General features: G+C 37.5%; 8 protein-coding genes and 3 pseudogenes. 6 read left to right on the top strand and 5 right to left on the bottom strand.

Annotated features, from left to right (window positions below; translation table 11 throughout):
- On the top strand, positions 1 to 464 hold a 464-nt coding region (locus FTT84_RS10595; protein ID WP_180191840.1), incomplete at its 5' end, for an IS3 family transposase.
- 60 nt (positions 465 to 524) lie between these two features.
- On the opposite strand, the pseudogene FTT84_RS10600 reads toward FTT84_RS10595, so the two are convergent.
- Positions 525 to 1,145 (bottom strand): annotated as a pseudogene (locus FTT84_RS10600) (IS5 family transposase); the annotation flags it as partial.
- 172 nt (positions 1,146 to 1,317) lie between these two features.
- On the opposite strand from FTT84_RS10600, the gene FTT84_RS10605 reads away from it, so the two are divergent.
- A complete protein-coding gene (locus FTT84_RS10605; RefSeq protein WP_180080854.1) occupies positions 1,318 to 1,902 on the top strand; it encodes a helix-turn-helix domain-containing protein in 585 nt (194 codons plus the stop codon).
- Positions 1,903 to 1,934: 32 nt separating this feature from the next.
- Here FTT84_RS10605 and FTT84_RS10610 read toward each other — a convergent pair.
- Positions 1,935 to 3,426: pseudogene (locus tag FTT84_RS10610) on the bottom strand (sigma 54-interacting transcriptional regulator); the annotation flags it as partial.
- Positions 3,427 to 3,570: 144 nt separating this feature from the next.
- Between FTT84_RS10610 and FTT84_RS10615 the strand changes: the two are divergent.
- The 4 genes and pseudogenes from FTT84_RS10615 to FTT84_RS10630 form a co-directional block, all read left to right on the top strand.
- On the top strand, positions 3,571 to 4,029 hold the full coding sequence (locus FTT84_RS10615; protein WP_111861093.1) for a hypothetical protein: 459 nt from the start codon (positions 3,571 to 3,573) through the stop codon (positions 4,027 to 4,029).
- 4 nt (positions 4,030 to 4,033) lie between these two features.
- Complete coding sequence (locus FTT84_RS10620; RefSeq protein WP_257222913.1) at positions 4,034 to 6,379, top strand: hypothetical protein; 2,346 nt, start codon at positions 4,034 to 4,036, stop codon at positions 6,377 to 6,379.
- A complete protein-coding gene (locus FTT84_RS10625) occupies positions 6,376 to 9,543 on the top strand; it encodes a site-specific integrase (RefSeq protein WP_180058785.1) in 3,168 nt (1,055 codons plus the stop codon). The genes FTT84_RS10620 and FTT84_RS10625 overlap by 4 nt, the downstream gene beginning before the upstream one ends.
- Before the next feature lie 161 nt (positions 9,544 to 9,704).
- A pseudogene (locus FTT84_RS10630) lies at positions 9,705 to 10,038 on the top strand (class I SAM-dependent methyltransferase); the annotation flags it as partial.
- 165 nt (positions 10,039 to 10,203) lie between these two features.
- Here the strand turns inward: FTT84_RS10630 and FTT84_RS10635 are convergent.
- From FTT84_RS10635 to FTT84_RS10645, 3 genes are all read right to left on the bottom strand, one after another.
- The gene (locus FTT84_RS10635; RefSeq protein WP_019383654.1) at positions 10,204 to 10,692 is read right to left on the bottom strand and encodes a GNAT family N-acetyltransferase; all 489 of its coding nucleotides are present in this window, start codon (positions 10,690 to 10,692) and stop codon (positions 10,204 to 10,206) included.
- Positions 10,682 to 10,948: a DUF1778 domain-containing protein gene (locus FTT84_RS10640; RefSeq protein ID WP_026094019.1), complete on the bottom strand. Its 267-nt coding sequence runs from the start codon at positions 10,946 to 10,948 to the stop codon at positions 10,682 to 10,684. Before FTT84_RS10640 ends, FTT84_RS10635 begins: the two co-directional genes overlap by 11 nt.
- A gap of 188 nt (positions 10,949 to 11,136) precedes the next feature.
- Entirely contained in the window at positions 11,137 to 11,958 is an 822-nt protein-coding gene (locus FTT84_RS10645) for a transposase (protein ID WP_257223383.1), read from the bottom strand.
- Positions 11,959 to 12,009 lie beyond the last annotated feature (51 nt).

Raw genomic sequence — 12,009 nt, forward strand, 5'->3', positions numbered from 1 at the left:
ATATCCCTATGGCAAAAGGCTTTGTTTATTTATGTGCTGTGATTGATTGGCATAGCCGCAAGGTACTTGCGCATAGGGTATCGATTAGTATGGAGGTGGATTTTTGTATTTCGGTTTTAAATGAAGCGATTGAAAAATATGGATCACCTGAAATATTGAATACAGACCAAGGCAGTCAGTTCACCAGTGATGCATTTATTGATGTATTGAAATCAAATGGCATTCAAATCAGTATGGATGGTAAAGGTCGATGGATTGATAATGTGATGGTTGAACGATTATGGCGGAGCGTTAAATATGAAGAGGTGTATCTCAAAGCTTATAGCAGTGTCACAGATGCGAAAAAGCAATTGAGTGCATATTTTGAGTTTTATAATTTGAAACGACCTCATTCGAGTCTAGACAAAATGACACCAAATGAGTTTTACTATGATCAGCTACTGCAACAAAACAAGGTGGCTTAACTAGAGCAGAATATCACTTATAAATACGCTTTTAGTTGTTCAAACAAGTGGAACCACCTCTATCAACTGGCGACACCGCTTCGTGTCATAAGCACCATCGGTATAAACGGAGTCAATATGCTCATCTTGAGGAATCTGATCAAGTAGATCACCAAGTACTTGTGAATCACTGACATTATTTGTCGTAAGCTGAACATCACGTATTTGCAGTGTTTCAGCATCTATACCAAGATGCAGTTTACGCCATTGCCGACGGTATTCAGGCTGATGCTTCTTACGCTTCCATTCGCCTTCACCTAAAAATTTTATACCCGTAGAGTCGACGAGTAGGTGTAACCCATCACGACTTTTCTGGTAGCTAATTTGAATATCAATATACTTTTGTCTTCTACAAAGCGTCGTGAAGTCTGGTGCTGTCCAATCTAATCCGCAAAGTTTAATTAAGCTTTGAACAAAACCAGTAACCATGCGTAAAGTGAGTCTAAATAGAGATTTGATCATCAAACAGCATTGAATCGCTATGTCGGAGTAGGTTTGACTTCGACCTTGTTTGCCTTGAGGTTCTGCATACCATTGTGTTTTTGGATCGAACCAAATGGCAATATTCCCATGATTAATGAGAGCTCTGTTATATGCGAGCCAATTGGTTGTGCGGTAGATTTTGTGTGTAGGCTTCTTCATTTGGAAATTATATCGCTGAAAAAGCCGTTACAGATAGGTTTGTGCAACAAAGCCATTTACCAAGTAAAAGTTTCCGTTTTTATCAGCACACATCACTTTACTACGTGTACTGCAAACTGGCGAGTTTGAGCTGTTAGGTGATACTAAAACCCGGAAAACTAATGTTTGAGTGATGGTGGCTTGCAATGAAAGCCTGAAAAAAGCAGTGGAAGAGGGCCGTTTCCGTAGTGACCTATATTACCGCTTAGCTACCTATCCAGTTCTGATTCCTTCTTTGAAAGAACGCCGTGAAGATATCAATCTGCTGGTTGAATACTATATCCACTTCTTTGAGAAGCAGTATCACAAGACATTTAATGGCTTCAGTGACCGAGTGTATGCCTTTTTTAACAGCTATGACTGGCCGGGAAATATACGAGAATTAAGAAATATCTTGGAACGTTCGGTGCTTTTGTCCAATAATACGGCACTTGATTTAGAAGATTTAATGCTGGAAGAACAGATCATTCAGGATTTCCTAAGCCAGAATAAACATAAATTTAATGAAATTAAGGGCATTGTGACTAAAAGCGATTTAAATCAGCTAATTGAGTACCTAATGCAAAGCTCAGAACAGGTGGATATGGAATATGTTGAATTGACCATTTTACAGACGCCATTAAATAAATACCGAGGTAATGTTTCCAAAGCTGCCCGCTATTTGAATATAACACGCAGTGCACTGGAATATCGGTTAAAAAAGCACGCAGTAATATAAGTTTAGGGTGTTTGGGTATGAAATATAGGGCCTTACGATAAGGCCCTATATTTCTTTAAGCGATAATCCAATGTTGCCCGGCTAATGCCGAGTATACGTGCTGCTTCAGAGACATTGTTTTGAGTCTGTTGCATGGCTTGTAAAATAATCTGCTGTTCATAATGTTCTAATGAAAAGTCAGGAGTAAATAGTTCTGCAATTTTTTGTGAATTAAATGATTTGGAAGGGAATATTTCCCGATAGCTAATTGCCTCAGCGGCTACAACATCTGGAAATAAATCACGTAGTTTAATCTCTTGTTGATCATCTGTGAGTAGTGCTGCGCGTTCCAGCACATTCTCTAATTCACGGATATTGCCTGGCCAATTGTAATTTATAAAGTAATGTTTGGCTTTGTCACTAAGACCTTTTAATTTTTTGTCATAGATATTTTCAAAGCGTTTAAGAAAATGACTGACCAGCAGAGGAATGTCCTCCCGCCGTTCGCGTAATGGCGGAATACGTACCGGAAAAATGTTCAGGCGAAAATACAGATCGGCACGGAATCGACCCTCTTTGACAGCTAATTCCAAATCTTCATTGGTGGCAGCTACGACTCGAACATCGACTTTTCGGGTCTGATAATCGCCTACACGTTCAAATTCACCTTCTTGCAGCATTCGTAATAAGGCTGCTTGGGCACGAGGGGATAACTCAGCCAGTTCATCCAGAAAAATCGTACCTTGATGGGCACGTTCAAATTTACCTATTCGTTGACTGACTGCTCCTGTGAAAGCCCCCCTTTTCTACGCCAAAGAGCTCAGCTTCAATCAGGTCATGTGGGATACAAGCACAGTTAACTGCTATAAAAGGCTTATCTTTGCGTGGACTAGCATAGTGAATACCTCGTGCAAAAGCCTCCTTACCAACACCTGTTTCCCCAGACAGGAGTACGGCGACTTTACTGCCAGCCGCTTTTTTGAGGAGGTCACAGACATTGCGGTAAGCCGCAGATTCTCCGACCGCATTAAACATGCTGTAGTCGACCTCGGCACGAGTATAAATATCGTGTTTTAGTTGATTCAATTCAGCGCGTAATGCAATGATTTCGTCCGATATAGGGTCAGGAGACATAAATTGTACAAGTTCTTCGGCATTTTCCCATTCGATTAAGGGTTTACCAATGATCCGACAATGATCATGACCTTGGGCAATACATTGGGTTTCCTGATAAATAATGGTTTGTCTCATGACATAGCTGCTATATCCACAAGCATAACCAAGTTGTAGCCAGCAAGCAGGTTCATCGGATTTACCAAATTCGCTCAGGTGAACTTCACCTTCAAAGGAATGTCGCCAGTTAAAGTCGGCATAGAACTCATGGTTGAGATGGCTCAGCTGAAGTGTATTGACTTCGACCTGTACCATCCCGCGAATACCATGCATTTGTGGTCCTGCCATAAAAGCCTCTGTTTCATTGAGGTCTGGACGAAGTTGTGCAGTGGCTTCGGCATCTCGCATACCAGCCTGATAACCACAACGAATAACTAAAAACTATAAAAAAATGGAAGAATAAAATTTAAAAAGATATTTTATTACAAATGCTTACTAAATTTATTTTGATTTGTGAAATAAAAAATAGAAAAAGTGTTATAACTATTTGTATTAATATTTTGAGCTAATTTTGTCATGAGTTTTGATCAAACGATAAAAAAAACTCTCGTATTTTTTTATCAATTTGTTCTACCCTTCTCAACCAAAACAGAAGACTTGGAATACATCAAAGCTAAGCTGAAACAACTAGAAAAAATCAGGCCGGGCAACAACAAGAGTAAGCAGAATAATTTAAAAAAAATTTATGTAAAACTCTGGCATCGTATTTTAGAACTTTTGAAAACAGATAGGGCAGTACGTGCAAATGTCCAATATATTCCGCAGATTCAGCTTATTTGCGATATGGAAAAATATATCGATTCAAAAATGGCATTAGAAATTTTTAATACACGTAAGGAACTCACTACACCATTACTACTTCAATTTTTTGACATACGTAACGATGAAACGAGACAAAAAGTCATGGAGAAATGTTCTAAGAAGCAGCTTGGTATGATCGAGATTTCAACTTTAATCAATGCAGAGCAAGAGTGAACGAATGGAAGTTCAGAAAAAGAGAGAACGGAGACAAGATCTCTTTTTAACACAATACCAAGAGTACAGAATAAAGTTTATTTCGCATGCTGTATTTGATGATTTAGATGAAAGTGATAAGCAGACTTTTAGTGATTTTGGAAAAACTGCGCATAAGGTTTTTCACGAGATAATTAAAGCGCGTAAACTGGGTGAAGAATATCGAGTTGCGGCCTTAAGCTTTTTTGCTTCGGGTGATGTATTAGACCATGCTGGATGGTCATACCTCATTTTGAGAACGAGTTATTTTGTTGAAGCGCTTTATATAAAATTAGCCGTTATCCCAGATTCCCAAGCTAAACAAAAAGAAATTTTTGATTTATTTCGATATATTGCAAAATCAATTCTACAACAAAGTGAAGAAAGTTTTTTAAAATACGAGAGTAAAAGGCTCTTAGAATACTTTATAGAATATATGTTAGAACTCGAACAGGACAAGGTGACGAGTGACTGGGAGAGTTTCCTTAAGAATAAAATAAATCAAAAATTGCCCGAGTTCACTCAAACTAAGGTGCTAAATTATATAAATGACTTAAAAATTATCTTTAAACGATTAAAACAAGGGAGGATTGTAAAACGCTCGCGTCGTAAAAAAATAAAAATTTCAGATTGGCCGACAAAGAAAAAATTAAGAAGTTTCCAAAAGAAGAGAGAACAAAGACAGCTTATTAAAGGATATCCAGCATATATTCAAGCTCGACAGGAGATCTTTTATGCTGATGATGGAGATGTTGAATTTATAGATGAGGGGATTGCTGTACATACAACATCTAAATCTACAGCTCGTTTTAATACAGTATTGAACAATCATAGTGAACATTTGATGAGGCATCGTCAAAGACGTCTACAACCGTTTGTAACCAACACAAATTACATGAGCAAAGATGTGATTCAACATCTTATCTATATTTTGAAGGGTGAGTTATATAATGCTCCTACTCAAGATTCAGCGATTGCAGCAGCATGCTTATTGAGTTTAGCGACGGGTTTATCACCAAGGCATTTGCTTCAATATAAACAACTGATTGATGAGGGAGTGCTTATTAAAGGTGGTAGTTCTAAAAAGCCGGAGTATCGACTCAGATTACATTTAGATATTACAAAACAAAAAGTTGAAACTTTAAAGATTCACCAACTGAATAAAACAGTGACGCATGATCTCCATGTATCAAGCAGTTGGTTTGAATATCTTATTTTGAATGGATCACAACAGGTACTTACAGTACAAGAGATCAATCAAAGACTCAAAAAATGGACTCAGAATCAGGGGCTAGGTTCAATTACTGTTGAGAAACTCCAAGCCCAGCTGTATTTCTATATTTTTCACCGTACTTTTAATGAATATATTGCCCATGTGCTATCGGGCAAAGATAGCACCCATGAGCTACCGAGTAGTTTCTACAATGGTGTGAGCGCATCGGAATTGAATCAGCATTATTTGATCTACTTAGAGACACTCAGTGTTGAAGAAACGAAAACAGAAATTGAAATGCTTAAAGAGCAGTTTGTTAAACATGAACCTGCGTCTATATCACGTTTTGGTAGCCAATTAGCACTCAATCAAAATTATGTTGGTCAATTTTTTACACGATTACATGCCATTTGCGTTGATAAAATACAGATACATCAACATATAATTGAGCGAATTAATGCCTATAGTGCTTGGATGTGGCATATCAGCTTATTGTGTTTAACACGCCGTCCTCGGGAAAACTTATTAGGAAAGTATAGTGACTACGATTTAAAACTAAAGTTGTTGTATGTAGATGATAAGCAAAACAGTCAATCACGAAAAGATGGTCGCTATATACCGCTCCCAGCATTTTTTATCCAAGCTTTTAAACGTTATACGCAATTTTTAAATACGGTCACTCAGCAGTATGAAGAGCTCCTCCGATTTGTGTTTGGGAAAAAGATTACATTGCAAGATTTGTTTGGCCAAGTGATCCATTACCCGAAATCGTTACCGACCACTGCTGAGGAATGGGCAAGTAAGAAAATTAAGATTGCTGCGCTTAACCGAAGTTGGATTAATGACTATATTGAAGGTCATCAACTCAGCAGTTTATATAATAACTGGCTACGACACTTTGATATGAATATGTTGATGAAGCAAGGTTTGGCTTTTAATGTCATACAAGCAGTTTATGGGCATGATCAGCGTAATCAGGAGCTCTTTTATCGCTATTCATCTGCATCTTTACCACAATATATCAATCAATTTACCCAAAATATTGATCGCATGATTAAGCAATTGCAGATTGAGCATCTGTCATACATTTCAGTACTTCAATCTGAGGGCTTATCATGAGTATAGATGAGTCATTGATTCAAAAAATTCAGGTTCAGGTTGATTCTGTATTTGCCGAAATGAAAAGTCAGATTAAGAGTTTAAGAGACCGACCTGAATTATTAGATAACACACTAAATAGCTTGTGGTACGAGTTTTATGATGAATTTATTTGTTTTTTAGAGCAGAAGAAATTTACTCGGAAAGATGCTCAAAAACCGTATATTCAAGCTATTGAAAAATATTTTTTATCTTTGCGTCAGACCTATTTATCTCAAGCAAAGAATGCGTATCCAATCAAAGTATGGCCTAAAACTACTTTTCTAGAACCTATACCCAGACAACTTCGTAGTACTGAATCACATCTTCGGCAAGGACAAAAACATTATCATATTGCTATAGCCTTAAAATCCTATTGGAATTGTCCATACAAGGATGAAGTTACTCCGGCATGGTTATGGGGGAATTTTTATTTAAGTCTGATGTACTGCTCTGGCTGTACTGATCTAAGTCAATTAACAGCAATTGGTAATACCCTGGTCAACGCTATTGTCAAAGATGAACTCCAAATCTGTACTAAACTTTATCATGCTGGATATAAAACAATCATCCAACCACTCGCACTGCATTATCGAGTACCACAGCGTGCTTATGGTAATCAAATCGAAAATAGACAGGTGTATCAGTGGCGTTATATTTGGCTTAATCCCTATGCACAGTTGTTTATACAAGGGATAAAACAGCATGGCTCTCAAGCCTTGAATCAGCAGATGCCACGATATGTTCTGGAGTCTATCTCTACTGTATTAGGGAAATTACCTAAAGAAATTGATCTGAGTCATCAGTTCGTAGGTCTGAAAAAACTACTACGCCGTAATGATAAACAGTTAGCAGAGCTTCGTTCACTTACACCTTTTGATCATTCAAACTTAGCCATTGAGCTTGACTCTTATTCGGGCTTAGATATGTGCTTAAGCGAGGTTATGCGAGGTCGTCTCAAAACGGTGTCGTTAACACCTATTGATCAGGCGAGAGCATGGTTAGATCACAACATCTTGCAGACGCAGTTAACACATATTGAGCGGTATATACCACTACAGACAGAAAAGGCGGTACCAGACTTAATTACAGCTCACCAGCAACTCAAAGAAATTCCATTTGAATTGATGCTATTTGAAAAAGATCAGACTGAAGTTGATAAGCGTCAGAAACGGCAGCGTAAAAGTGAACGTGTGAAATGGATCAGATGGACAAGCATTCAGAAGCGACTAGAAGAAAAGAAGCCTCACGTTGGCCTGTATGAAAAAAATCTAATAGAAGCACAGCTCAGGCTACTGGGTTGGATTTTTCATCTTAAGTCTCAAAAGATGAAACTCAATAGTATCGAGCGGTATTTAAGTAGTATCGCTAAAGATTACTTATTCCATGTCTATATGTTCCCAGGTGATATAGATAACATGGATCAAGAAGATTGTGAGGAACTGTACGACGCTATCTTAGATAGTATTGATGATCGAGATCAAGCCAAACGTGAGACTGATCCTAAGGCCAATCACGGACGTGCACAGTATGCATTTGGCAGACTTAAAGCATTTCATCAGTTTTGTATGAAACAATACCGTGTCCCTAAGGTCGGTACCTTTCAATACAATGATTATCATCGTGTACAATTTTGTCATGCCAAATTAATTAGCCCAAAATTGTTCAATCAGCTTAAACAGGTACTAAGTTTAAAGATTGAAAAATGTCAAACAACTAAAGAGCAAGCGTATCTTTTTCAGCTACAGCTCATGTATTTACTCGCATTTCGTTTGGGGATGCGATTGAATGAAATTAGGGGACTTACATTGGCAGAGGTCATTTGTCCTGAACTGATTTGGCGTAATGATACGCTGACCAAACCTGTGCAGATCCGTTTTAATTTACGTAACAATGTTTATCGGAAACTCAAAAGCCAAAACGCAAAGCGTCAGCTTGATCTGAACGCCGTCATGCTCGATGAAGAGTTGGCATTGGTACAGCAATATCTAAAACAATGTATTACACATAATCCAGCGAAAACTAATCATGCGGACAAATTGATTTTTGCCCAAGATGGCGAAATTTTAAGTGAAGCTTATATTAGTGAAATGACCCAAGTGATTTTTGATGAGATATTGGGTGAAGGGCATGGTTATACTTTCCATAACTTTAGACATAGTGCCGCGAATCATTTAGCAATCGCTTGGTTAGGCTCAAAAGAGATGATCATGACCTATACGGATTACACTTGGAGCCGGTGTAAAGTCATGCGTCAGCATTTATTTGGAGAAACTGCAATTCAGCATGAAGCTGTCATACAGCATAAGTGGCGGTTACTAGCTGACTGGATGGGGCATGCAAACATAGAGCAAACAGCATCTCACTATCTACATGTGCTGGATTTGTTGGTGATAGATCGAATTTATCATTTGCCTTGTACAATTCATCGGGACACGATCAAACTGATACTTCAAAATGACTTAACAAGTGCTAACACAGAAATTGTGGATCTTAATCATATAATACGAAAAGGCCAGTATTTCGATTTTTATCATGCCACTTATGCACTCAAAAAAGTGGATTCAGTTAAACCTGTTCAGCCTAAAATAAGTAAAAATGTATCTGTATCTACCATCATCCATGATTACATTAAATATAGAGCTTATGAGGACCATGATTGGGTATTACGCAGTAAAAAGCTCGCTACTAAGTGGATGGCGGTAAAAAAGCCTCAAAATAATGAGGATTTTAGTGAAGATGAACTCATCTCCTTATATGAAAAAGCCTTAAAGAAAGGTTTTGAAGCAAAGCAATGCGTAGAGATTTCAGCACTGCCAAAGCGGGTTCAACATCAGGTTTTAGAAGCCTTGAGTATTTTAATTGAACATGGAAAGCTGAGAAAAAACTTTATTCATTTTCAATATCGTTTTGATAAGCAAAATAGGCCACGTGTCGATTGGTCCATTCAACATCTGATTACGGGACTGAAGTATTTACTCCCTGAGGATACGCAGCTAAAAGTTGATAATGATCCACCGGATAAGTCACAAAAAAGTCGTGAAGTGAAATTAAGCTTTATCAATGAAAACAATAAAAATACGACACTTTGTATTGCGTTTATTATGTTGATACATGCGATTCAGCAAGAAAAATTGAGCATTTAAAATGAATTGTTTTAATGTGTCTAAGGCAAGCTGTATTGAATATAAATCAATATAGAAAGGGACGAGCGATATCGTCGCTGAAGTTGTAGGTTAAAATCGTTTCTCAATGATAAGCGAACTCTGATATCGTATATATACATGGCTGAGATGTATCCAACTGAATGAAAACAATAGATTATTACAATAAACAGGCTGATCAATTTATAAAGTCGACCTTGAATGTGGATATGGAAGCACTATACCAACCTTTTTAGAGCAATTAGCACATGATGCCTACATTTTAGATTTAGGTTGTGGCTCAGGTCGGGATACTTTGGCTTTTAGAAAAAAGGGCTATTACGTAGATGCGATTGACTATTCTGAAGAACTTGTAAAAAAAGCGACTGAACTTACAGGGTTGAAAGTACGTTATCAAAGTTTTTATGACTAGCAGAATATGAAACATATGATGGTATTTGGGCATGTGCCTCTTTACTACATTGTGCTCGTAATAGACATCTCTGATGTTTTAAAATGTATTCATGCTGCATTAATGAATAGTTCATCTTCATATCAGCATGTTGAAGAGCAAGATCTTGAAAAATTTGCAGATTATTGGATAGGTCTGTCACCAATTCTCATTCATAGTTTGCCAGTTACTTGTATTCCTAGTAGACCACTTTAATTAAAATTAGGAATTTCATTCACTGGATATATTAATGTTAATGGATTTGATGTTAAAGAAATGAAGCCAAAACGCTGATAAAATTCCATCGCTTTTTGATCTTTTGCATGTATTACAACAAAATTTACACCAATAATTTGAGCAACTTTTGAAACTTGTTTGAGAGCATGTGCTAAAAGCACTTTTCCAATTCCTTGCCCTTGAGTCACTTTATCAACGGCAAAGCGACCTACAACAACACAAGGGAGTGGATAACGAGGTAAGCGTTTGGTGAGTACGGTATCTACTAAATCGAATCCAATAGAGGTACTAGATAGACAGTAAAACCCTATCACATTTGAAGCATGATCAACAGCAACATACGTTTTACTTGTCCCTGATTTCTGATGTTGGGACGCATATTGTTTAATGAACTTATTTAAGTCATCTTGCCCACAATTAAATGATTTTCTTTGGTGATGAGTTTGTAAAATCTCAATTCTCATCTAATAAACTCATTAATTTCTTCATTTCATCGTTTGCAGGGCGTGGATTTTCAAGCAAATTCATTAACATATCACGATCAGCATTATTTACTTTCAACTCATGGTTAGATTTAAGTAAGTCTTTTGCTCGTTCAAAGGAGGATTGCAGCATAAAAGAACTTACACTGAGGCCTAATAAATTCGCAGCTTGCTCAATCACATTCTTTGCATCTGCTGTTGAACGAACATTAATTCGTTCAGTTGCTAAATTAGCCATTTCTTCACCAATAAGTACATCATTTTGATGTACAAATTATAACATATCAAGATGTAGCATCAAGACTTGACATACTCCCACCACCAAGCTAAGAGCTATGGTGGGGGAATCTTTGCGACCCATGCAATCTTAGAGATTGCACCTTTCGATACCGCACTGCGCTGACAGTATGGCGGTACAGGAACTCTTTATACAGCACTATGTCCTAGTGCATCAGCTAAAGCGAAATTGCGTATATTCAAGCTTGCATTCAAATCACGATCATGCACTGTTTCACAGTCAGGACATTGCCATTCTCTTATGCTTAGTGGCAATTTTGTCATAGTATAACCACAACATGAACATGCTTTAGAACTTGGAACGAATCTTCCAATTTGTAGCACATTCTTACCGAACCATTTTGCCTTGTATTGCAATATCGTAAGAAATTGACCCCAAGCCACATCCGAAATGGACTTGGCTAGTTTTCGATTTCTTACCATATTTTTTATCCCTAAATCTTCTACAGCATACGTGGTCGCTTGGTTTTCACAGATCAAGTAATGCGTGAGTTTGTGATGTAGGTCTAAGCGTTGCAGGCGCACTTTTTCATGGATGAATGCAACACTTAATTTTTGACGTTGATAATTCTTTGATTCTTTCTTCTTTCGAGCAAATATCTTCTGCTGTATGGATAGTCGGTTTTGAGCCTGTCGCAAGTATTTTGGATTTTCAACCTTATTACCATCGGATTGAATGAGCATGTGATTCAAACCCATATCAATTCCGATGGTTTGATCAGCTTGAATTGTTGTTGATGCAACAAGTTCTAACTCTGACTCGACCAAAATCGAAGCATAATACTTACCTGTCGCTGTTTTGCTAATGGTGACAGTTTTGATTTTCCCATTAAATACCCGACTAAATACAGTTTTTATTGGATTTACTCGAGCACGCCGTGGTGTTGAAAGTTTAATTGAAAAAATTCCTGTGGCGATCAAAGAAACTGTCGGTAAGTTTGGTAGCGGCATCAGATCACATGAGCGATTGAAGAACGTGTATCAAGCCTTTATCTGTATTGG

The sequence above is a fragment of the Acinetobacter sp. YH01019 genome, assembly GCF_013420285.1.
Classification (GTDB): domain Bacteria; phylum Pseudomonadota; class Gammaproteobacteria; order Pseudomonadales; family Moraxellaceae; genus Acinetobacter; species Acinetobacter gandensis.

Bases quoted from the DNA above. Each gene is read 5' to 3' on its own strand.
- FTT84_RS10605 (WP_180080854.1), top strand. From the start codon at position 1,318: ATGGTGGCTTGCAATGAAAGCCTGAAAAAAGCAGTGGAAGAGGGCCGT.
- FTT84_RS10615 (WP_111861093.1), top strand. From the start codon at position 3,571: ATGAGTTTTGATCAAACGATAAAAAAAACTCTCGTATTTTTTTATCAA.
- FTT84_RS10620 (WP_257222913.1), top strand. From the start codon at position 4,034: ATGGAAGTTCAGAAAAAGAGAGAACGGAGACAAGATCTCTTTTTAACA.
- FTT84_RS10625 (WP_180058785.1), top strand. From the start codon at position 6,376: ATGAGTATAGATGAGTCATTGATTCAAAAAATTCAGGTTCAGGTTGAT.
- FTT84_RS10635 (WP_019383654.1), bottom strand. From the start codon at position 10,692: ATGAGAATTGAGATTTTACAAACTCATCACCAAAGAAAATCATTTAAT.
- FTT84_RS10640 (WP_026094019.1), bottom strand. From the start codon at position 10,948: ATGGCTAATTTAGCAACTGAACGAATTAATGTTCGTTCAACAGCAGAT.
- FTT84_RS10645 (WP_257223383.1), bottom strand. From the start codon at position 11,958: ATGCCGCTACCAAACTTACCGACAGTTTCTTTGATCGCCACAGGAATT.